The organism is Bifidobacterium primatium, from assembly GCF_002802875.1.
Lineage (GTDB): Bacteria > Actinomycetota > Actinomycetes > Actinomycetales > Bifidobacteriaceae > Galliscardovia > Galliscardovia primatium.
The window spans coordinates 915,661-938,499 of record NZ_PEBI01000001.1 but is presented as its reverse complement, the minus strand read 5'-3'; the positions used below and the strand labels follow the sequence as shown (position 1 = coordinate 938,499).

Sequence of the window (22,839 nt, the reverse complement as noted above, 5' to 3'; positions counted from 1 at the left end):
CGCATCGCGCCGCGCGGGGACCGGCAAGCCGACAGAATCCGCGAAAATGTCAGTCGTGTTGGATGTTCGTTGCCGCTAGAATACCGGTAACCGCGTGTGAAGTATGGCGCGGGGAAGGTATCCGCACAATTCCGCGGAATGCGGAACGTACCGACGGCCTGCCGGCAACAGCGACGGCGGCCCCGCCGATGGTTCCGATTCCGAGGGGATTGACCACTCTGCGGCGGAACCCAAAGGGGATATCATGACCAGGATCATGACGACCGAGACAACGACCGGCGGCCCGACGCCGGACGAGACCGATACGACGACCGGGACGAAGACCGTCGGGGCCGAAGCCGATTTCCATGTGCCCGACGACCCGTCATTGGCCGCCGTGGACGACGTGGCCGCGGCGCTGCACACCGACATCGAACGGGGATTGGACGCCGACGAGGCCTCCCGACGACTGACGGCATTCGGACCGAATCAGCTCGCGGGCGCGCCGCCCGTGCCCAAGTGGAAGAAGTTCCTCGCGCAGTTCAACGACCCGCTGGTCTATCTGCTGCTCGCGGCCACGGCGATCTCACTGGTCGCATGGTTCATCGAGCGGGCGAGCAACCCCGCCGAGGCGGAGAAACTGCCGTTCGACTGCATCGTCATCGTATTGATTCTCATCGTGAACGCCGTGCTCGGCTACGCGCAGGAGGCCAAGGCCGAGCAGGCGGTGGCCGCGCTCTCGCGCATGGCCGCCGCCCACGCGACCGTATTGCGCGACGGCGTGGCCGTATCCGTGCCGACCAGCGAGGTGGTGCCGGGCGACGTGGTGCTGCTTGCCGAAGGCGACACCGTGGCGGCGGACGGCCGATTGTTCTCGGCCGCCGCGTTGCACGTGGCCGAGGCCTCGCTGACCGGCGAATCCGTACCCGTGACCAAGAACGCGGGGATGCTGGCCACGGCCGTCGCGCTCGGCGACCGGACGAACATGGTGTTCAACGGCACGTCGGTGACGCAGGGCACCGGCCGTTTCATCGTGACCGCCACCGGCATGAACACGCAGGTGGGCAAGATCGCCGGCATGCTTTCCGAACAGAAGGAGGAGCCGACGCCGCTGCAGAAGGAGATCGCGTTCGTCTCCAAGGTGCTCGGACTGGCGGTGTGCGCCATCGCCGTGCTGGTGCTCGTGTTGCTGGCCGTCGTCTACGGCTTCAACTCCACGCAGGACATCATCGAATCGCTGCTGCTCGCCGTCTCGCTGGCCGTGGCGGCCGTGCCCGAAGGCCTGGCCGCGATTCTCACCGTTGTGCTGGCGCTTGGGGTGCAGCGCATGGCCAGGCACCATGCCATCGTGAAGAAGCTCTCCTCGGTGGAGACGCTTGGCTCGGCGTCCGTGATCTGCTCCGACAAAACCGGCACGCTTACGCGCAACGAAATGACCGTGCAGCGCGTGGTCACGGCCTCCGGCGAGGTACTGCTCACCGGCACCGGATATGAACCGGTCGGTGAGATGACCGATGTGGACGGGCGGGTGATTGCCGGTGACGGCAGTGACGGCGGCACCGATGGCGGTGCTACTCGCGATGCCGACGACGGTGATGCCGTACGGTTCGGCGAGGCGGCGGCCGTGCTGCGCATCGGCGCCGTCGCCAACGACGGACAGTTGAACGACGACGGTAGTATCGTCGGCGACCCCACCGAAGTCGCGCTGATCGTGGGAGACAGGAAGATTCGTCGAGGCGAGGAGAAGGATTCCGAAAGCCCGGTTCGCGTGGCCGAGATTCCCTTCACCTCCGACCGCAAACGCATGACCGTCATCGCGGCCGATGCGACGGATGCGACGAACGGCGGGCGGCTGACCGCATACGCCAAGGGCGCGCCGGACGTGCTGCTCTCGTACTGTTCGCGTATCGCCGTCGGGGGAGCGGTGCGGCCGCTCACCGACGACGATCGCCGGCGGATTCTCGCCGACGTCGAACGGCTTTCCGGCGAGGCGTACCGCACGCTCGGCTCCGCATACCGACCGCTGGAGGTCGACTCGCTCACGGCCATCGACGGCATACGGTTGGACGACTCCGGCGCGCTCGCCGTCGACATCGCCGACCAGGCGGACGTTATCGAACACGACATGATATGGGCCGGCATGGTCGGCATCATCGATCCGCCGCGCACCGAGGTTCGTGACGCCGTGGCCGAGGCGCATGCCGCCGGCGTGCGCACCGTCATGATCACCGGCGACCATCCGCTCACCGCGGCACGCATCGCCAAGGACCTCGGCATCATCGACGAATCCGGCACCGCGCTGACCGGCGACGAACTCGACCGACTCGGGCCGGAGGACTTCGACAAGGCCGTGCGTGACGTCTCCGTGTATGCGCGAGTCGCCCCCGAACACAAGATGAAGATCGTCGACGCCCTGCAGTCGCAGGGCGAGATCGTGGCGATGACCGGCGACGGCGTGAACGACGCTCCCGCCGTCAAATCCGCCGACATCGGCGTGGCCATGGGCATCACCGGCACCGAAGTGACCAAGGAATCCGCCAAGATGATCCTGACGGACGACAACTTCGCCACCATCGTCGCCGCCGTGCGCGAAGGCCGTTCCATCTTCGACAACATCCGCAAGTTCCTGCGGTATCTGCTCAGCTCCAACATGGGCGAGGTGCTCACCGTGTTCGGCGGCGTGCTGCTCGCCGGATTCCTCGGCATCAGCGAACCGGGCGCGGAAAGCGTGACCGTGCCGCTGCTCGCCGTGCAATTGCTGTGGATCAACCTGCTCACCGACGCCGCGCCCGCCATGGCCATGGGCGTCGACCCCTCCATCGAAAACGTGATGAACCGCAGGCCACGCAAGCCCGGCGACCGCGTGATCGACGCACGCATGTGGAGCGACGTCATCGTCGTCGGCCTGCTCATGGCCGCCGTGACGCTCGTCGGCATGGACCTGTATCTGCCCGGCGGACTGCTCACCGACGACTCGGCCATGGGCGCCACCCACGACGAGCAGATCGTGATGGCGCGAACCATGGGCTTCACCATCCTCGTGTTCGCACAGCTGTTCAACGCGCTCGCCGCACGGTCGGCCACGCAAAGCGCGTTCAGGGGCATGTTCGCCAATAAGTGGCTGTGGGGCGCCATCGCATTGTCGGTGGCGTTGCAGCTCGTGGTCATCTACGTGCCGGCGCTGAACGTGGCCTTCGGCACCACGCCGCTCGACCCGCATCAGTGGCTCGAATGCCTTGGCCTCGCCGCCTTCGTTCTCGTCGGCAGCGAACTCTACAAGCTCGTCCTTCGTACGGTGTCGAAGCGTCACGTGTGAGTTTGTTGCATGTTGCGGCAACGCGGCTAGAACGTTCACATGCTGTGGGATAATCGGTGGCAGTGTTAAACGGTTTCGATAGCCGCCGATAACGAAACAGAGGTGAACATATGGTCAGCATCCGTGATGTGGCGCGCAGGGCCGGTGTCTCGCACCAGACGGTATCGAATGCCATCAACTCCCCGGATATCGTCTCCGAATCCACTCGGGCCAAGATTCAGGAGGCCATCAAGGAGCTTGGATACAAGCCGAACGCCTCGGCCCGTCGTCTGCGTTCCGGCCGGTCGGACGTCGTGGCGGTCGGCATCGCTGCCGGCGCCCATCGCGCGCCGTCGCCGATCTTCGATGCGTTCCTGCATCTGCTTGCCGCCGAGGCCAACAACGACGGCAAGCAGATCATGCTGTACCCGCGTATCGACGAGGCCGGCGAGCTCAGGCACATCGAAAGCCTGATGGAGCAGTCCGACGTCGATATGATCATCCTCAACGAGCTTGAGGTGGGCGACACCCGCCCGCAGTGGCTTATGGAGCACAAGCAGCCGTTCGTGCTGTTCGGGCGGCCGTGGAACATCGACGAGGAAACCGCCGCGAAGATTCCGTGGGTGGACGTCGACGGCTACAGCGCCATCAAGGAGATGACGCATCGGCTGATCGACGCCGGACGCCGTCGCATCGGCTACATCGGATGGAATTCCGGCACCGGCACCGCCATCAACCGCTATTCCGGCTGGCGTGACGCGCTCGACGAGGCCGGACTCATCGTGGACGGCGTATACGAGGGCCAGCCGCTGGGCTCGTGGGCCATCGGCACCGTCGAGGCCATGCGTGCCGGCGAGGAGGCCGCAGCCGAACTGTATAAGCGGCATCCGGGGCTCGACGCCATCGTCTGCCCGTCCGACAATCTTGCGGTCGGCGCGCTTTCGAGCATCAGCCACATCGTCAAGCACGCCGTGATCGACGGCAATCCCGACGTGAACATTCTTTCCCGGCCCGTATTGGTCACCGGATTCGACAATTCGGCGATCGCGAAGGCGTTCTCGTTCCCGTCGATCCAGCAGCCGCTCGACGTGGTGGCCAAGGAGCTGCTGCGCATGACCTGCGACATTCTCGACGGCCAGCCGGTGACAAACGATGAACGCTGGCACCGGCTGCTCAAGCCCGAGCTCTTCTGGCGATCCTCGCCCTACGACGAGAAGTGACCCGTACGACGAGAAGTGATCAATCGTTCACGTCCGCGCGGTAGAAGTTGATGTACGAACGGCTCGGGGTCGGGCCGCGCTGGCCCTGGTAGTGCGAGCCGAGCTTGCCGGAGCCGTACGGGTTGTCGGCGGGGGAGCTCAGCGAGAAGAAGCACATCTGACCGATCTTCATGCCCGGCCACAGTTTCACGGGAAGCGTGCTTACATTCGAAAGCTCCAGCGTGATATGGCCCTCGAAGCCGGGGTCGATGAATCCGGCGGTGGAGTGGGTGAGGATGCCGAGTCGACCGAGCGAGCTCTTGCCCTCAAGACGGGCGGCGATGGAGGCGTCGAGCTTCACGTACTCCCAGGTGGAGCCGAGGATGAACTCGCCGGGGTGCAGGATCCACGGCTCGTCCGCCGGCACCTCGAACTGCTCGGTCAGGTCGCCCTGGTTCTCGGCCGGGTCCACGTACGTGTACTTGTGGCTGTTGAACACGCGGAAGAAGCGGTCGAGACGCACGTCCACCGACGCCGGCTGCACCATCTCCGGGGTCCACGGGTCGAGCGAGATATTGCCGTTCTCATGGGCGGCGAGGATGTCGTGGTCACTAAGCAGCATGGTGCGTTCTCCTTACGCGGGCGTTGTCCGCGCGTGGTCGTCGCGCGGCAAGTATGTTCTGTGCCCCAAGTCTAGTGGACCGGTCAGAAACCGCGAAACTTCGGCACCGTGGGCGTTCTAGTCCTCCTCGGGTTCCATCTCCCAGACGGTGCTGAGCACGTTCTGCGTGGCGGTGAGGTCGGCGTTGTGCTTGTGCGCGGCCATGACGAGGCATTGGATGGCCGCCAGCACGTCGCATGCCAGGCGCGACTGCTCGGCCACGCGCGCCTTGCGGCCGGGACTGGTGACGATAAGCCCGTTCGACTCCAAATCCTCGTACGCGTGCTTCACCGAATTCGCCGAAACGTCGAGGCTCTGCGCGAGCTGGCGGATGGACGGCAGCGGCGAGCCCGCCTCCATAAGCCCGGAGCGAATCAGTCCCTCGAACTGCACGTAGATCTGATTGAATACCGGTGTGGGGCTATTACGGTCTATGGCGAACGTCATCCGGTCCTCGATTCCAAACTGGTTGCTGTAGCGAACTGTATCGCTTAAATAATACAGTCGAAAATCCATTTCGTTGAAATTTCAACGGTTGCCGGCGGCGATTCTCTCAGGGCGGAGTGTGGGTACCCGTTGCGAGACAATGGATTCGAAATGTTATATGTCTGATTCAAATACTTATAGGTAAGTATTTGCGAGTTCGTAGGAGGAAACATGGCCAAGATTCTGTTCATCGTCGGTTCTCTGCACAAGAACGGCTTCAACAAGCAGCTCGCCGAGGAAGCCAAGAAGCTCATCGGCGACCGCGCCGAAGTCGAGTTCCTCGACTACACCAACGTCCCGTTCTTCAGCCAGGACGACGAGTATCCGGCCCCCGACGCCGTCTCCGCCGTGCGCCGCGAGGTCGTGCTCGCCGATGGCGTGTGGATCTTCTCCCCGGAATACAACTACAGCTACCCGGGCGTGCTGAAGAACCTGCTCGACTGGCTGTCCCGCCCGCTGGAGCCGTTCCCGGCCGAATCCGCCTCTGTGCTCGCCGGCAAGAAGATCGCGTTGAGCTCCGTCGCCGGCCAGTCCGCCGGTGCCGGCACCCGCGGCAAGCTCACCGAGGTGCTCGGCTTCAACAAGGCCGAGCTGCTTGACGATCAGGTCGGCGTCACGCTGGCTCCCGAAGCCTGGGGCACCGGCGAACTCGGCCTGTCCGACGAGGACCGCGCCAAGCTCGGCGCCCAGGCCGACGCCTTCCTCAAGTTCATCGCCGAGTAATCGGGGCTGAAAACCCGGGCGATTGATTCCGGGTAATCAGGTAATATCAGACGCACATCGAGTGATATTCGGTGTCAAAACCACGAAAAGCCGTCCTCCGGGGCGGCTTTTCGTTTGCGTTCGGCTACTTCATGGCTACTTCATGAACCGGGCGATGTAGTCGCCGTAGCCTTCCTCCTCCATGCGCTCCAACGGCACGAAACGCAATGCGGCGGAATTCATGCAGTATCGATGCCCGCCCAATTCGGCCGGGCCGTCATCGAACACATGGCCCAGATGAATCTGCGTCTCAGCCGTACGAATCTCGATGCGCGGCCGGCCCGGAACGCGGTCGTCCTCATGCTCGGTGACCAGATCGGTGCGCAGCGGCTTCGAGAACGCAGGCCAGCCGCAGCCGGAATCGAACTTGTCGGCCGAAGAGAACAACGGCTCGCCGCTGACGATATCGACGTAGATGCCCGGCTCGAACGTATGGTCGTATTCGTTGACGAACGGCCGCTCGGTCGCCGCGTTCTGCGTGACCGCGAACTGCTCCAGCGTCAGATCCCAGATACGGTCGACGTACTTCTGACGACGCTTCACATTGCGAATCTTCTCCAACGAGATATGGCAGTAGCCGCCCGGATTCTTCTCCAGATAATCCTGATGATGCTCCTCGGCCGGATAGAAGTTGCGCAACGGTTCGATAAGCACGGCCGGACGCTGCGGAATACGGTCGATCAGCTGCTCGATCGCGGCGATATACACCGTCTGCTGCGTCGGATCCGTGAAGAACATACCCGTGCGGTACTGACGGCCGGTATCGTTGCCCTGCCTGTCGACGGAGAACGGGTCGATGACCTCCAAAAACAGCAGGCTCAGCGTGCGCAGCGTCACGCGGGACGGGTCGAACTCCACGCGAACCGTTTCCGCGGCGTCCGTCTCGCCCGAGCACACCTGCTCATACGTCGGATCGGGCGTATTCGACTGCGCGTAGCCCACCGTCGTGGCCGTCACGCCATCGACCTCCTGGAAATACCGTTCAAGACCCCAGAAGCAGCCGCCCGCAAAATAGGCGGTTGCGGTCTCGGTCGCATCGGCGGTGGAGGGGGTGGGCGCGGTCGTATCAGTATCGTCGGCCGTCACGTCTGCATGCAGATTCTCATCACTCATGCTGCCAGTGTATGTGCTCATGCCGTCAGAGCACCGTCACAACGTGACCCTCGACTATGCGTTCGTGCCGTCGATCGCAGGTGAACCGCCGGTTTGTGACGATGGGTCGCCAGTCCATGACGATAGGGCCGGTAGGGCTGACCGCTGCGGTGCTTCATGCTTATACTGTGTCTCAGTCGCGTTGCGTCATAATCATTATCATTGCGCAGCGCCTGGCAGCAACGAGGACAACGACAACGTTGTAGAGAGACGTCGGGAAGAAGTCATGACGAATTTCAGAACACAGGCCATTCACGCCGGATACGAACCGAACGACGAGCATGATCACGCGGCCGTGCCGCCGATCTACGCATCCGCAGCCTTCAACCTTGGTGACGCCCTGCGCGGCGACGCGCTCGCCGCCGGTGAACTCGACGGATTCGAATACTCCCGCGTGGCCAACCCCACCGTCGACGCGCTCGAACGCCGCGTCGCCGCTCTCGAGGGCGGCATCGGTGCCGTCGCCGTCGGCTCGGGCATGGCGGCCGTGACCTACGCGCTCATGTGCGCCGGCGAAGGCGGCGGACGCATCATCGCGCCCACCGACCTGTACGGCGCCAGCGTCGACGCGCTCGGCGACTTCCTGCCGCAGTTCGGCATCCACGCCGACTTCGTGAAGGACATCAACGACCTCGACGAGGTCGAATCGAAGATCGGTCCCGATACGCGCGCCATCTTCGCCGAAACCGTCGCCAACCCCTCCACCGAGGTCCTCGACATCGAACCGCTGGCCGCGCTCGCACACAGGCACGGCATCGCGGTGATCGTCGACAACACCGTGCCGACCCCCTACCTGCTGCGCCCCATCGAATTCGGTGCCGACATCGTCGTGCACTCCACCACCAAGGGCATCACCGGCCACGGCAACGCCATCGGCGGCATCATCGTCGACGGCGGCCATTTCGACTGGACGAACGGCCGCTTCCCCCAGTTCACCATGCGCCAGCAGGTCATCAGCGACGACCGCGCCGGCGAATGGCACAGCTTCGGCGAAAAATACGGTTCGGCCGCGTTCATCAAGCGCATCCGCATCAAATACCTGCGCACGTTCGGCGCCGTGCAAAGCCCGTTCAACGCGTACCTGTCGCTCGTCGGCCTTGAGACGCTGCCGCAGCGCGTCTCGCAGCAGGTCGCCACGGCCACTCGCATCGCCGAACACCTCACGCATAATCCGCATGTGACGAAGGTCAACTACTCCGGCCTCGGCACCACGCCGCAATACGAGCTCGTGCGCAAATACTTCCCCAACGGCGTCGGCCAGATCATGTCGTTCCTCGTCGACGGCAGCCCCGAGAACGTGCGGCGCATCATCGACGGCACGAAACTGTTCTCCTACGTGCCCAACATCGGCGACGCGCGCTCGCTGATCGTGGACCCGGCGCACATCACCCACCGCGAGGTGCCGGCCGAGGCGCGTCGCGCCGCCGGCGTCACCGACAACATGCTTCGTCTGTCGATCGGCCTTGAGGACGTCGACGATCTGATCGCCGATCTCGACCAGGCCATCGCCGGCGCGTACTGACGTCGCGCCGGACGGCCGGCGTCGGAGGCGTGACCGGCGTCGGAGGCGTGGCCGGCGCAATCAGGCCGCAGGCGAATTAGCATACGGGCGATTTGGAACGGACGATTAGCGTGATGCCATCAAATCGTCATGATCGTTCGCCTGCCTGCCGACGATGATGGCCTTGGCATAGCCGTCGTATCGGCCGCCGGTCACGCACTTGGACGCGCCCTTCTCGTCGAATTCCGCACGCTGTTCGAACGTGCGAAGAGGGTCGATGCCGACGATTGACGCCTGACCGTTCGCCACATGAAGCACGATGTAGGCGGTATGACGGCGCTCGCCATCCGTTTTCTGGTCAAGATGCTCGCGGAATGACGGCGAGATTTTTCCCGCCGCCTCCATCTGGTCGAGATGATCGCTGAGCGCCTTGTCAAGGCCGGTGAGGTTGGAATCGGCGTTGCCGGCGCTGCTGCCGGTGGCGTTGCGCTCGGCGATTTCGGCGCACCGACGCCACAAATCGACGGGAATGAACACGGGGAAGCGCACGGTTGCGTTCGCCGTCGGATCGAACAATACGCGGCGAATCTTGTCATGGGCCGGGTCGCCGTCCTGATCGTAATTGGGCATCTTCAACGATTTGCCGCCGACTGCGGCGGCGATGTCCTTGCCGACCACGCCGATGAGGCCTTGATAGGGATTCCTGGTTCTGTGCAATCCGTACCAGCGGTAGAACGAGGCTCCGGCGACGACCGTGGTGATAATCGCCGGTATGCCGAAAAGCAGGGCCGGCATGATGGTGTCGAGGGCGATTCGGCCGTCGTATTGGTCCAGCTGGAAGTAGAGGCCGCCGATGGCGAACACCCAGCAGAACAGGGCGAACTTGGTATAGAACCAGGCCATATGCAGCTCCTCGCCCTTGGACTCCTTCTCGGCGTCGGCGCGGGGCTGGTCGGTGCCGGTCCACACGGTCGGCTGCCACAGGGGCGGCTGCGCAGTTGTCGGCTGGGGAGTCTGCGTTGCGATCGGCTGGCCGGTGGGCGGCGGACCCATATGCTGCTGTGGCTGGGGCCGGTAGGCCTGGGACTGAGGCTGGGCCTGCCAAGTTTGCTGGCCGGTGGTGACGGGCTGTGACAGGTCGGGTCGTGGTGTGACCGGTTGTGATAGGTCGGGCTGGCCCGCATTGGGCTGCGTCAGCTTGATGGCATCCTGCCATGAAGGGGCAGGGAACGAGGTGACGTTGCCGGTGTTGCCGGTGTTGCTGTTGATGTCATCGAGGTTACTGCCGGGGACGTTGCTTCTGGCAGCAGTGATGTCAGGCCTGGCATTGTCGGCGGCGCTGTTGGCACGGTCGAATTCGTTGGATGGATGCGGGTTGGAATCGGTGCTCACGAGTCTCCTTCGGTCGTCATGACCTTCCTGAGACCATTCTCCCGCGTGGCGTGATGCGTGATGCGGCGGCTTTCCGCCGTTCTGTAATATTTCGCGTCATGTTCATCGACCGTTCAGCATATGGGGGAGCGGTGAGGGTTTCAGGAGTGGATTCAAGGGTGTATGCGCTTGCGGAATCCGGATGATGGCGTTCATATACATCGAATGGAACGACTTCCACCCCCGAGTCGAATGGCCATCAAACGACTAGACCCTCAGACACACAATTTGGCCTATAACCCTAACCCTGGTTGCTTGCGCATAGTCGGTTGAAAAACGAAAAAACCCGAATCATTGGGATTCCAATGATTCGGGTTTTCAATCGTGCGAGCGGGGGGAGTTGAAAACTCCGCTAACACTCATGGCTGATTACATAATGGCTGAAACGATTGAAAATACGCCGATATTGAGCATCGTCAATTCTGCTGTGTGGTATTGAATTTAAGCCGATTGTTGTCAAAATGTTGTCACGATTCGTCTTTTAGCAGTTTGTCGATGCTTGAGGAAACATCATCGAGTTCCTTATCGAAGAGATCGGCATACGTGTCTAGGGTCATAGCGGCCGAACGGTGCCCGAGCATTCGTTGCACTGCTTTTGGACTGGCCCCGCTGCGAATGGCGATACTTGCCGCTGTGTGACGGAGGTCATGCGGTTTCAGTGGGGTGATTCCCGCTCTTCTTAAGGCATGTGCATACCAGCTGACATGATTCTTTCCTATGCTCTGCTGCCGCACATATTGGCCATCAGCGTCGGTGAAGACTAGATCATTTGGCAGGAGCCCCTTTATCTGTTCTTTGAGTGCTTCGGCGACGAGGGAAGGCATGGGTATGGTGCGATTTTGATAGGTTTTGACCGGTCCTTCATGTACTTTTCCGCCAATCCAGTCAGCGCTTTTGCTGACTGATATGCGGTTGGCAACGAAGTCTATGTCGCTTGGTCGCAAGGCAGTGGCTTCGCCCCATCTGGGGCCACAGAATCCAAGGACCAGAATCAGGGTTCGATATCTTCCACTGGCATTTGCAAGTCGGAGAAGCTGCTGGTGCGTGAGGTATCGGTGGGGGCGTTTTATTTTCTTGGGTAGCTTGACATTCTTCGTCGGTATCTCCACTATACGGTGGTCGGCCACTGCCATTTCAAAAACACCTTTAAGGATTCCGAATGCACGCATGGTGATGGTGGGCGACCGCTTGGCGGCGAGTTCTGACACCCATATCTGTACTTCGGAATGCTGTATTGTGTTGAGCTTACGCTCCGACCAATATCCTTGGACGTGCGTTTTCCAGCTGGAGTCGATGTTGTGCGCATAGGACTTGGACCATACGGTTTTATTTCCCGCATACCATACGTCGTACAGTTCGCCGATGGTAATGTTACCTGCGCGAGGATCCGTATAGGTTCCCTGATTAAGGGAGACCGATTTTTCGGCGAGATATGCCTGGGCCTCTTTTTTCGTTTTGAATCCACGTTTTGTGTGTTGTACGTGTTGGCTATCACGGTAGGCGATTCGGTAGCGTCGTTCTCCCTTGGTGGTTTGGTACGGATAAACGTTTGTGGTCATTGATTTCCTTGCTTATTCTTTGGATTCAGGAATGTGTTTTTTTAGAGTCTGCGTCATGTCGTCCAGAATGCCTGTAAATCTATCGGCGTAATGCTTTGCCAATACATCCGAAAGATATCCGTTGCTGGTGTCTGCGTATATAGTGAGTCCAATCACTTGCTTCTGCTGCTCGAATTGTTCGAGTTCTCGCTGAATATTTCGGGAGAGACTATCTAATTGGTTGATTTTGAGAGAAAGAATATGCTCGTTGTTCCTCCGGAAAAGACTGCCTATGTCTGTCGGGTCTTCGCCTAAGCAGCCCAGCAGATCGTGGGCTTCGGCGATTTTCAATGCTCTACGGCCTTGCTCGATAGTGTAAACGGTGTCTTTTTTCCATTTATACCCTTGCTGTCGCATGAGTCGTGCGACGTCTTCGAGGCTGAGGTTCCTATTCTCGCGAAGGCGCGCTAAGTTCTGCCCGACGATAATGTTGGCGTCATCATTGTTCATGGAGCCCATATTATCCTTGCCGCCCTTCCCTGAAGGAATTGGACTTTTTGTGATTAAAATAATACATACGATATCGTATGGAAAAAAATCTCTACGATTTCGTATTGAAAAGGAGTAATTATGGATAATGCGACGCAATCATCAAATTCAGCCCAGTTCTTGAACATTAAAGAATTCTGCGAATATGTGCCAGGGATGACCCGAGCGCTTGCTGCGCAGTTGCGCTATACGGGTAAAGGACCGAAGTTCATCAAGCCGTCGTCCAAGCTGGTTATCTACCGTCGTTCAGACGTTGATGATTGGCTGGCCGCCAATGAACACATCTCCACTGCTGAACTGCGATAAAAATGCCGCTGCTGACACAGCGGCATTTCAAAAATCAGTTATCGAAAACCAACCAAACTTAGTATACATGTCAGTTGCGACGTGTTCCGAATCTACTTGGGACGTACTTAGGACATGCAACAGTCGTTGAAAACATTGACTTGAGACACTTAACCCACTTAGGACATGTATATACGGGATAATCATGAACAGCAAACTAGTGAAAGCCAACCAAATACAGCCATCGGCCCCTGTCAGATGGCTGGCCCCGTTCATCCCGCTCAGGGCCGTCACCCTGGCCTACGGGGACGGGGGAGTCGGCAAGACCACGTTTTTCAACTGGCTGGCCACCCAGGTTACCCTAGGCAAGGCGGAAGGCGTATATGACGGGCAGGGCAAGGACGTCATCATCCTGAACCGTGAGACCGAGCCCGGGGCGATGCGTGCGAAACTCGAAGCCTGCGGAGCCGATACCAGCCGGCTGACACTATTGGGGGCCGACTACAATCTGGACATCTGCCGAAATCTGGAAAAAGAGCTCGGCCGATACGTCGACGACAACGACGTCCGTCTGGTGATATTCGACCCCGTCACGGAATACATCGGCCGTAAGAACAGCAATAGTCAGGACGACGTCAACAAGGTCATGGTCAGCCTCAGCGCCTTCGCGGTCAAACACGATCTGGCCATCGTGATGGTCAGTCACTGCAACCGTAAGCCACGTTCCCTCAAGGACTCGTACATCGGATCGGCGGCCTGGCGCAACGGTGCCAGGCAGGCGATCGGATTCGTCTTCGACGAGAGCCGGCGCAAGCATCTTCTCGAGGTGACCAAAGCGAACGAAGGCCGGGCCGGGGCCGTATACGCCTACGATATCAAGGAGATCACGCGCATCATCAACGGCGAACCCGCCCGATTCGCCATCGCTGAGAACGTGTGCGAGGCCCCCGGCGAGGACCTGAACGAGATTCTCGCACGTCAATATGCGCTGGACAAGGCCGTGGACCCCGACGCGTTGAGTGACGCCATGCACGAGGTCTACGAGGCGTTGCTCAAAAAAGGAGGGGTCGCGTTGAGGAGCGAGATCATCGAGGCCTGCCACGGAAAACGGGAGTCGGACGTGAAACGGCTGACCCGCGCCCGGCAGCAGCTCGAAAGAATGGGACTGGTCAAAACGGCCCGACTCCGGGAGACGGCCGCCCGCACCATCTGGTATCTGACCGAGCGATACTCTTCCGCTGATGAAGCACGTGAGACATTCCTGAGGAACACCAACGGCTGAGCATGATACCGGTCAAAAGGAAGGCGGCCGCAGCCCACAGGCTGCGGCCGCCGACAGAGGCTATGCCGGCCTACCTGCGTTCACGCCAGTCGGATACCGCGGCGTACGCGAGAACCGCCATGAAAGCGATCCATGCGAGCGTCGGCGACATCTGCCCGGCCAGGGCCACGGTCGAGGCCGTAGCGATGATGGTGAACTGTGATGAGCCGTCATGCGGCCCCTGCGGATTGGTCTTCATGAGACTTCTCCTTACCTGTTTGTTTCTGGATGTTGACGGAACGATTCCGCCGCTCCACGTCCGAGTTCCACGTCGGAGGCAGAGCCGCATCCCACTTTAGCGGGTGAAAGGCCGGCATCCGGCGTTCCAAGGGGCAGGGAATGCTTCCGCGTACTGGAAAACATGAGGTTTGAAGCAAACCGGAAGAGTCAAACTGGCCGATTATATGGTTCGTCACTCATGGATAAGAGTTCTTGTTTTTCCGACCGCGTAACCGCCGTGTCGGATGATGATGGATAATGGAAGTGGTGGCGGAGACAGTTCCACCTGTTCGGTGTTTTGAAGGCCTGCACCTAAGACTTGACCGGACGGAGTCGAAGCCGCTGGGCTTAACCGGCCCGTTTCTGGATATGGGTGGCGGAAGGAATTCCCTCCGCCACCCATTTGCTATTGCATGTCTCTACACTTCAATGTCAGTCGGTTCGTGTCATTTCCTCGTATCGCTTGAAGAGCACACGGGGAAATGGATGGCGACATGCCATTGATATAACCCATTGTCATCGAAAAGTAGTCCATGAAATCCAACTATGTCTTGTACCAGCAGCATATGGACGAAGACCATACGATTCAACGCATATAGGGAATGTGCTCTGCCTACCGTTGGTAGGTGCGGGGTCTTGTGGCCGGCTTGGTCGGGGTGGTGGTGCGTGGTGGTGTATGGTTTCCGGCTGGTCCATGCGTCGGCTTCGGGCTCGTCGTCGGCGGTGGCGTCGTATTACTGGGATGCGGCCGAGGCGTATCCGGGGTATGTGGGCCGTGTGATGGGGTTGTCGTATGACGCCGGAGGGGCGCTGACGGCCCGGCGTGATCTGGAGCGGGACGGGTTCTCGAACCTGCTGCGTTTCCGCAGTGCGGATGGTGTGGAGAGGCGTGGCGTGGTGCGGGCGAATTCGGTGCTGGCAGCGGATTGGACGTTCACGGTGGGCAAGGCCCAGTCGCTGGCGTGGGCGTTGGGGGACGCGTCCCTGCGCGGGGCGGTGGAGTCGCGGGCCCGTCTGGTCAACGAGCGGAAGATTGGGGTGCTGGCGTCGCGTCTGGTGACGCGTGTGGGCGGCCGGGGCGAGCAGGTGGACGTGCATGGCCTGGGCATGGAGGCTGCGGTGGCGGTGCATCACACGTCGCGTGCGGGGGACCCGCATCTGCATCTGCACACGGTGGTCGTGAACCGGACGAAGGGGCCGGACGGCCGGTGGCACGCGTTCCGCACGAAGCCGATGCGGGAGCTCGCGCCCCTTTTGGCGGCGTTGGAGACGTACGGCATGGCGAACGACATCGAGTACCGGCGGCTGTTCGCGGCGCACGGGCTGACGCTGATGGCGGATGGTTCGGTGCCCGAACTGGAGGACATGGCGGCGAGGGCGTCGAAGCGGCGCGACCAGGCCGAACATGAGCTCGACCGGCTGATCGCGGAATGGCGGGAGCGCAACGGGGCCGACCCGGACGAGATGCCGCCGGCGCGCACCCTGCACGCGTTCCGACGGCTGGCGTGGAAGAAGGGGCGTCCCGCCAAGACGGGGGAGAAGGGCGTGGGGGAGTGGCTGGCGGAGTTCGGCCGTCTTCCCGACCTGCCGCCGCTGCCCGCGCCCGTGGCCCCGGACCCGGCCCTGATCGACGACGTGGAGGTGTCCCGCCTGGCCGTGGACCGGCTCGTGGCGAGGGGGCGGAGCGCGTATTCGCGCTGGGAGGTCGAGGCCGAGGTCGTCACGATACTGGGCGAACGCCGCTACGACGTGCTGGGCATGATGGACCGTATCGGGGCGATCGCGGCCCGCGCGGTCGGGGGCAGCATGGACCTCGCGGCCGGCATGGGCGCGCCGGACCGGGGCTACCATCGCCGTTACACGTCGCCGCTCGTGTTGGAGCGCGAGCAGCGCATCCGCTCCCTGCTGCTCGGCCTGAACGCCGCCGGCCCCGCCACGGCCGTGCCGCCGCTGGACGGGGAGACGGTGCGGGGATTGGACCGGGAGCAGCGCGCGGCCGTGGGATACCTGCGTTCGGGCGGCGGGCTGAAGGTCGTCGAGGGCGCGGCCGGCACCGGCAAGACCACCATGCTCAAGGCGGCGGTGCGGGGGCTTGACGTGATCGGCCTGACCCCGTCGAAACAGGCCGCGAACGTGCTGGGCGGGGAACTCGACCTGCCGGCGGACAGCGTGCAGAAGCTCATCTGGGAGCATGGCTGGCGCATGGACGGGCACGGCATATGGCGGCGGGGGGACAGCCGCACGCCGGGGGACGACGCATACCGTCTCGACGGGCCGGACGGGCCGCGCACGATCGTGATCGACGAGGCCGGCATGCTCGGCCAGGACGTCGCCGTGGCCGTGCTCGAACTGGCCGGCCGGTACGGATGCCCGGTGTGGATGGTCGGCGACCGCGCCCAACTGCCCGCCGTGGGCGCCGGCGGCGTCCTGCAGCTCGCCCTGGAGGAGACGCCCCGCCACGCGGAGATGACCATCACCCACCGGTTCCGAGACCCCGCGTACGCCGCACTGACCCTGCGCATGCGCGGCCGCGAGGACCCCGGAGGCGTGTTCGACATCCTATGCCGCCGCCCCGTCGGGGAGAAGGCTCTGGTGGAGCGGTTCGACGACGCGGAACGGCTCGTGGCCCGCATCGCGTCCGAATGGCGCGAGGGCACCGTGGTCAGCGTGCGCACCCGCGCGCAGGCGCTGGCCGTGAACGCCGCCATTCATACACGACTCGAACACGAAGGCGTGCTCGACGGGCCGGAGGCCACGGGCCGCGACGGCATCCGCGTCAGACGGGGCGATCTGATAGCCACCCGACGCAACGACCGGTTCCTCGGGGTCGCGAACCGCCGCCGCTGGCGCGTCACCGCCATCGACGACACCGGCCTGCGGGCCGAGCCGTTGGACGGCGGCCGGATGGTGACCCTGCCCATGGACTACGTGGCCGACGCCGTGGAATACGGGTACGCGGCCACGACATACGGCAACCAGGGCGTCACCGGAGCCCGGTCCGTCACCTGGCTCGACGAGGCGTCGACCGCGAACGGCATGTACGTCGGGCAGACACGAGGACGGGGCGAGAACCGCGTCTACGCCGTGGCCGGCGACCTGAAACAGATGAAGGCCATGTACGAGGACGCCTACCGCAACGACACGGGCACGGGCCTCGTCTCCGAGCTCGAACGGGACGCGAGGGCCGAGATCACGGCCGACCTCGGCATGCCCGACACGGGCGGGGCGGCCGACCCGGAGCGCCTGCGCCTGATGCGAGAACTGCTCGACGACAGCGGAATCGCGTTGCATGACCTCGGATACGTGGATGAACGGGAATGGTCGGACACGCCCGAATCCATGAGGAAGGGGCTGGCGCGTGACCGGAGGACGCTCGACGAGGCCGATCTGGCCGAGCGCCGGGCCGACGGAAGACGACGCCGGGCGTGGAAGCGCGTCGTCGAACTGCAACGCCGGGTCGATAATGACCGCGAACGGCTGGAGGAGGCGAAACGGCAGGCCGGCGAACGCTACGACGAGGCCGTCCTGGAACGGGACTCGCGTATCAGCGGCCTGCTCCAGGACAAGTGGGTGCGGTCGATGAACCGTCCCCCGAAGCCGTTCCTCGACCTGCTGGGACGGCAGAAGGCGAGACTCGACCAGTGGCGGGAGGAACTGGACGGCTTCGACAGGAGAATCGCGCGCGTCCGCGACGAGTTCCACACGCGGTGGGGGGTGCGGCCGGTCGAATACGAGAACCCCAACCATCCCAGCGAGCAGGAGAAACGGCGGGAGAGGGCGAACCGCGATTACGTCATCGGCCACGACCCCGCCGTGATCGAGGCGGAGTCGAGGCTGCAAGGAACGCTTGCGGAACTGGGCGAACCCAACGACTGGAGACACGGCCGCCCCGACCCGGTCAAGGCCATGAACGGGCGGGAGGCCATGCACGCGTACTGCTGCGGTCCGATCACGGCGCCCCGTGACGGACTGGACATGCACGCGGACATGCCGGTCGTGTCCTCCGGGCGGGGGACGCTCGACCGCGTGCCCCTGCCGTTCCGCGACCCGCCGACGGGCGCGTGGAGGGCCGCATGGGAGAACGAGGCCATCTGGTATTGCAGGGCGCGGATCTACCGAAAGGCGCTGGAGCGCCTGCGGGCCACCGAGGAGAGGCCCATCCTTCACGACAGGGCCGTGGCGAGGGCGCGTGACATCGCCGTATTGGAACAGGCCGTGGCGGACGGACGTGAGGCGGCGGCACGGGGCGTGGTCGACGACGCGGCCCTCAAGGTGCTGCGCCGGTACGTGCAGCAGCCGGCCATCGAACGATACGAACGCATCGTCGACACGCCCAGCGAGGAAAGCCGGCAGTTCGCGCCGTGGTCGTACGGCCTGATGCGGAACTACCAGGATGATTACGAGCGTATTCGATCCCGGAAGTTCTACGAAGAGCCCGGCGACTACCCTTCCATGCCGTCATGGTGGTATGACTGGCGGCCGCGTCTCAGCGTGAAACCGGGACTGCGCGAGGCCCTGGCCGAGATGAAGCGCCGGGATCCCGGCAACCGCATGTGGGGCTGGGAATACGGCATGAAGGACGGCGGCGTCATGACGCTCGGCGAGGCCATCGACGAACAGGTGAAGCCGGTCGAACGACTCAGCCGGAAGCAATTGGAGGCCATGGGGCCGAAGCGTATGGAGCAGGCCGCCCTGCAGTACGAGCACGACATGGACGTGCGGTCCAGCTGGGAGATGACCATGCGAGACGCGTACGTCGAACACGCCGCCGACCTCACGGAGGGCCGCGACGAGGGAAGGCTGGTCAGGGCGGCGTCCCTCGAAAACGACGTGCGCCAGTGCCTGGAGATCAGGGAGCAGTACCAGACCCCCGCCAGCGGCGGCTACGACGGCTCCTCGTCGCCCTCGGCGTCCTTCAGCGGCCCGGTTTTCAGCATATGACCGGTCCCGGGCGGCGTGACGGTCACAGGTGCCAGCAGCGGCGGCGCTGATAGACGACGGGGTCGTCCCAATCATCGGTCATGAGCCCGTGGTTATAGGCTTCGGCGGCCAGTCTCAGGCGGGCACGGATTTCGTGCCGGCTGCCATAGTCGGTGACCCAGTCGCCCTCGATCCACCGCCAGTCGCCCCAGCGACGCAGCGGCAGATGGTTCCGCCGGTTGCGGCGCGAATGGAAGTACCCCGCCATATCCGCGCTCCACACATCACCCGTGACGGGGCGTGGCGGCCGCGAGTCACGGACGAAACCGTGGTCCAGGGCCTCGCGGGCCGGGATGCGATACGGACGGTCCTTGAACGTCCTTGACATCATGAATTCCTTTCATCCAGACGACAGATGCCTAGACGAAAGCCACGGGATACCTCAGTCTCACCGGCCACTCCAATCACACGGGAACCACGGAAAACATTTCAGGATACAGGCACCGCATCCATGCCGCAAGAAACGCAACGCTGCCGCGCGAATCAAAGATTCGCTTGCCCCAAAACAACACCTACCGAGGAATATCTTCAAATAAATAAATAAATAAATATTTGTCCCAAGTGTCCTAAGTCAATAATTTCAATATATTAGACATGTCCTAAGTAAATGTCCTAAGTGGGATAAGTGTCCCAAGTCAATGATTGCAATATGGTAGAGGCTTTCATTGACGGAATGCCAATGTCGTATGTTTCTTGGTGGAAACAGCTTTATTCAGTGTGTAGGAACATGATTCTTACGCACCGAATATCATTGGAAGAGTTCTGATTGTTGTCAGAAGTGTTGTCAAAAACAAGGATGTCAACAGCGAGAAAACCCCGGACCGTTGGGATTCCAACGATTCGGGGTTTTCCTCAATCGTGCGAGCGGGGGGAGTTGAACCCCCACGAGCATACACTCACTGCCACCTGAAGACAGCGCGTCTACCATTCCGCCACGCTCGCAGACAAGTGATTAATTTAGCACTGCGGTTTTGAATATGCCAAATCAGGCGTGTCTTCGGCGTGTCGTGATTGTGTATACGCTGTGGAGCAATCCTGCGGTCGTTCACCGATTCCGCTGCATGTGCGGCCCTATAGGGTTTCGCAACGGGTTTGGCGAATAACCTGCAGAACGGCGGATTGCAGCTCAGCGCACGGGGTGGCCGGAGACGGCCTCGAAATGGTATTTGGCGCATCCGAGGCCGACGTGGGCGAACAGACCCTCGGTCGCCTCGGCGCTCACCGAACCGTCCTCGTGCAGTGTGAACAGGAACGGCTGCTGGCTCAGCGACGTGGGCGCAAGCATGGCCGCCTCCATGCCGCTGCGGAACCAGTCGGGCATCTCCGTGCCTTCGGGGATGCGGCTGAGCTCCTCGATCGGCTTGGTGCGGTGCTTGCCGCCGGGACGTGCGCCATGACCGAACGCCAGCACCCACACGATCTTCTCGTCGGGGCCGAGTCGCCACCAGGCGTCGGGCGCCGCATCGGCGTTGTCGAGCACCGACCACGAGGTCTCCAATCCCAGCTGCACGAGCTTCAGCGCCAGGCGCTCGCCGTAGTAGCCGACCTTCTCCTGCAGCGCGATTTCGCCGGGGTCGGTGGCCGCCTCGTCGGCGGTGCCTTCCTTCACCCAGCCTGCGGTGGCGTCTTCGGCCGGCGGCACCGGCGCACCCACCAGCGCGATTGCGTTGTGCACGCCCTTGAACCGGCCGTAATGCGTCTTCAGTCCGAGGAACGCATCGTCCAGATCATGGGCCATCTGGAAGTGCAGGCCGCTTTCGGCATTGCATGCGTCGATTTCATTCTGCACCGCGGCCAGCGTCTCGGCGTCGACCGCCTCGTCGGTGTACATGCGGATGGCGTGACGCGCCTCCATCGCTTCGAGCAGGTCCATGAGTTCTCCTTCTGTTCCCCAAAACCATACGGGTGACGAAATACGTGACGATTACGTGTGCCGGCTCCCATCGTAGGCGGTGGCTGGGAGCGTCTCAGCCGCGGGAGCCGTTGGCGTAGAAGCGGGCGAGCGTCTCGCGCTTGAACTCGTCGAAATAGCCGCCGTCGATCGACGCGCGGATGTCGTCGAGCAGCTTCACAAAGAAACGCTCGTTGTGGATCGTGGCCAGCGTGCAGCCGCTCATCTCGCGCGCCTTGAGCAGATGATGCAGATACGCGCGCGAATAATGCGTGCACGTGTAGCAGTCGCAGCCCTCCTCGAGCGGTCGGAAGTCGCGCTTCAGCGCGGTGCGCAGCACGTTCCAGCGGCCGTCGCGCGTGTAGATCGCGCCGTTGCGGGCCGTGCGCGCGGGCGCCACGCAGTCGAACGTGTCGCCGCCGTTCTCCACGCCCGCGAAGATGTCGTCCACCGCGGCGATGCCCAATACGTGGCGCGGCCGCAGTTCCGGCATCTCGTCGCAGATCCACGCGCAGATGTTGCCGAGGATGTTCTTCTCGATGGCACCGCCGATGCCGACGCCGTCGAAGTCGAGCGAGGCGATCTGCTGTGCCGCGTGACGACGCAGATCCTCGTAGTTCGCGCCCTGCACCACGCCGAACAGCGCCTGATACGGCTTGCCGAGACGCTCGGCCGTGAGTCGCTGATGCTCGGCGACGCAGCGCTTCGCCCAGCGGAACGTGCGCTCCACCGACTGCTCCTGGTATGAACGTGTGTTCATCAGCGTGGTCAACTCGTCGAACGAGAACATGATGTCGGCGCCGATCTTGTGCTGGATGCCCATCGAAATCTCGGCCGAGAAGCGGTGGATGTCGCCGTTGAGCGGCGATTTGAACGTGACGCCGTCCTCGTCCACGAACGCGAGGCGTTCCTTGCCCTTGGCGATGATGTCGTCGGATTTGAGTCCCGTGACGTCCATCGCCAGCGTCTTCTTGAATCCGACGCCGAGCGACATGACCTGGAAGCCGCCGGAATCGGTGAACGTGGGGCCATGCCAGTTCATGAACTTGCCGAGGCCTCCGGCCGCGTCGATGATGTCCTCGCCGGGGCGCTCGAACAGATGGAACGCGTTGGCGAGCGTGCACTGCGCGCCGAGGTCCACCAGCTGTTCGGGCAGCATGGCCTTCATCGTGGCCTGCGTGGCGACCGGCACGAACGCCGGGGTTTTGATGTCGCCGTGGGGGGTGTGGATGATGCCGCTGCGCCCATGGCGGAATCCGCCGCGGCCGAGGCCGTCGGCGGTGGGGTCGAGACGCCGTGTGATCTCGAAGCCGAATGCGCTGCGGTCGCCGGGCCTGCCTTCGGCGGCGCCGCGAGGGTGTTCCACAAGGTCGATGGTGGTGTTGGTGGGGTCTGTCACGTCAGTCATACGTACAACTCTAAGCGAAGGGATAATCCGCCATGTGGGAAATATGGGCAAGTCGGGAGACTATTCGGCAATATCTTTCAAGGAACATTCAGGAAACTTCCAGAGGGGAAGTCTTAACTCTTAGATAGTTCAGGAATCATCGAGTACATGGGCGTCCAGCTCCATGTAGCGAACAAGGAGTG

Annotated in this window: 17 protein-coding genes and 1 tRNA gene; 7 read left to right on the top strand and 11 right to left on the bottom strand. The window is 62.4% G+C overall.

The features are described from left to right. The first annotated feature begins 244 nt into the window (after positions 1 to 244). Positions 245 to 3,295: a cation-translocating P-type ATPase gene (locus tag CS006_RS03435; RefSeq protein ID WP_243386651.1), complete on the top strand. Its 3,051-nt coding sequence runs from the start codon at positions 245 to 247 to the stop codon at positions 3,293 to 3,295. 110 nt (positions 3,296 to 3,405) lie between these two features. After that, a complete protein-coding gene (locus tag CS006_RS03430) occupies positions 3,406 to 4,494 on the top strand; it encodes a LacI family DNA-binding transcriptional regulator (RefSeq protein WP_100510335.1) in 1,089 nt (362 codons plus the stop codon). 19 nt (positions 4,495 to 4,513) lie between these two features. Here the strand turns inward: CS006_RS03430 and dcd are convergent, their stop codons facing one another. Both dcd and CS006_RS03420 read right to left on the bottom strand, forming a co-directional pair. After that, positions 4,514 to 5,095: a dCTP deaminase gene (dcd, locus tag CS006_RS03425; protein ID WP_100510334.1), complete on the bottom strand. Its 582-nt coding sequence runs from the start codon at positions 5,093 to 5,095 to the stop codon at positions 4,514 to 4,516. 117 nt (positions 5,096 to 5,212) lie between these two features. Then, a complete protein-coding gene (locus tag CS006_RS03420; RefSeq protein WP_165777212.1) occupies positions 5,213 to 5,581 on the bottom strand; it encodes a GntR family transcriptional regulator in 369 nt (122 codons plus the stop codon). A gap of 210 nt (positions 5,582 to 5,791) precedes the next feature. Between CS006_RS03420 and CS006_RS03415 the strand changes: the two genes are divergently transcribed. Further along, entirely contained in the window at positions 5,792 to 6,343 is a 552-nt protein-coding gene (locus CS006_RS03415) for an NADPH-dependent FMN reductase (RefSeq protein ID WP_100510332.1), read from the top strand. 135 nt (positions 6,344 to 6,478) lie between these two features. On the opposite strand, the gene msrB is transcribed toward CS006_RS03415, so the two are convergent. Further along, entirely contained in the window at positions 6,479 to 7,495 is a 1,017-nt protein-coding gene (gene msrB / locus CS006_RS03410) for a peptide-methionine (R)-S-oxide reductase MsrB (protein WP_100510489.1), read from the bottom strand. A gap of 265 nt (positions 7,496 to 7,760) precedes the next feature. Between msrB and CS006_RS03405 the strand changes: the two genes are divergently transcribed. Continuing rightward, positions 7,761 to 9,056, top strand: coding sequence for an O-acetylhomoserine aminocarboxypropyltransferase/cysteine synthase family protein (locus CS006_RS03405; RefSeq protein ID WP_100510331.1), 1,296 nt, complete (start codon positions 7,761 to 7,763; stop codon positions 9,054 to 9,056). Between the two features lie 105 nt (positions 9,057 to 9,161). Here CS006_RS03405 and CS006_RS03400 read toward each other — a convergent pair whose 3' ends face one another. From CS006_RS03400 to CS006_RS03390, 3 genes are all read right to left on the bottom strand, one after another. After that, entirely contained in the window at positions 9,162 to 10,427 is a 1,266-nt protein-coding gene (locus CS006_RS03400) for a hypothetical protein (protein ID WP_100510330.1), read from the bottom strand. Between the two features lie 506 nt (positions 10,428 to 10,933). After that, positions 10,934 to 12,025 carry a site-specific integrase gene (locus CS006_RS03395; protein ID WP_100510329.1) on the bottom strand — a complete coding sequence of 364 codons (1,092 nt, stop codon included), beginning with the start codon at positions 12,023 to 12,025 and terminating at the stop codon, positions 10,934 to 10,936. A gap of 12 nt (positions 12,026 to 12,037) precedes the next feature. Then, positions 12,038 to 12,514 (bottom strand): helix-turn-helix domain-containing protein, encoded by a 477-nt coding sequence (locus CS006_RS03390; protein ID WP_165777211.1) that lies wholly within the window; start codon positions 12,512 to 12,514, stop codon positions 12,038 to 12,040. 120 nt (positions 12,515 to 12,634) lie between these two features. On the opposite strand from CS006_RS03390, the gene CS006_RS03385 reads away from it, so the two are divergent. Beyond that, on the top strand, positions 12,635 to 12,859 hold the full coding sequence (locus tag CS006_RS03385; RefSeq protein WP_243386649.1) for a helix-turn-helix transcriptional regulator: 225 nt from the start codon (positions 12,635 to 12,637) through the stop codon (positions 12,857 to 12,859). A gap of 184 nt (positions 12,860 to 13,043) precedes the next feature. Beyond that, positions 13,044 to 14,120: an AAA family ATPase gene (locus tag CS006_RS03380; RefSeq protein ID WP_100510327.1), complete on the top strand. Its 1,077-nt coding sequence runs from the start codon at positions 13,044 to 13,046 to the stop codon at positions 14,118 to 14,120. A 70-nt stretch (positions 14,121 to 14,190) separates the two neighbouring features. Here the strand turns inward: CS006_RS03380 and CS006_RS10725 are convergent, their stop codons facing one another. Next, positions 14,191 to 14,358 (bottom strand): hypothetical protein, encoded by a 168-nt coding sequence (locus CS006_RS10725; protein ID WP_165777210.1) that lies wholly within the window; start codon positions 14,356 to 14,358, stop codon positions 14,191 to 14,193. 689 nt (positions 14,359 to 15,047) lie between these two features. Between CS006_RS10725 and CS006_RS03375 the strand changes: the two genes are divergently transcribed. Next, complete coding sequence (locus tag CS006_RS03375; protein WP_165777209.1) at positions 15,048 to 19,319, top strand: AAA family ATPase; 4,272 nt, start codon at positions 15,048 to 15,050, stop codon at positions 19,317 to 19,319. A 22-nt stretch (positions 19,320 to 19,341) separates the two neighbouring features. Here CS006_RS03375 and CS006_RS03370 read toward each other — a convergent pair whose 3' ends face one another. The 4 genes from CS006_RS03370 to tgt form a co-directional block, all read right to left on the bottom strand. Then, positions 19,342 to 19,689, bottom strand: coding sequence for a hypothetical protein (locus CS006_RS03370; protein ID WP_243386647.1), 348 nt, complete (start codon positions 19,687 to 19,689; stop codon positions 19,342 to 19,344). Positions 19,690 to 20,217: 528 nt separating this feature from the next. Next, positions 20,218 to 20,300: transfer RNA gene (locus CS006_RS03365), tRNA-Leu, on the bottom strand. A 184-nt stretch (positions 20,301 to 20,484) separates the two neighbouring features. Then, positions 20,485 to 21,231: a nitroreductase family protein gene (locus tag CS006_RS03360; protein ID WP_100510324.1), complete on the bottom strand. Its 747-nt coding sequence runs from the start codon at positions 21,229 to 21,231 to the stop codon at positions 20,485 to 20,487. A 94-nt stretch (positions 21,232 to 21,325) separates the two neighbouring features. Continuing rightward, a complete protein-coding gene (tgt, locus tag CS006_RS03355) occupies positions 21,326 to 22,657 on the bottom strand; it encodes a tRNA guanosine(34) transglycosylase Tgt (RefSeq protein ID WP_100510323.1) in 1,332 nt (443 codons plus the stop codon). Positions 22,658 to 22,839 lie beyond the last annotated feature (182 nt).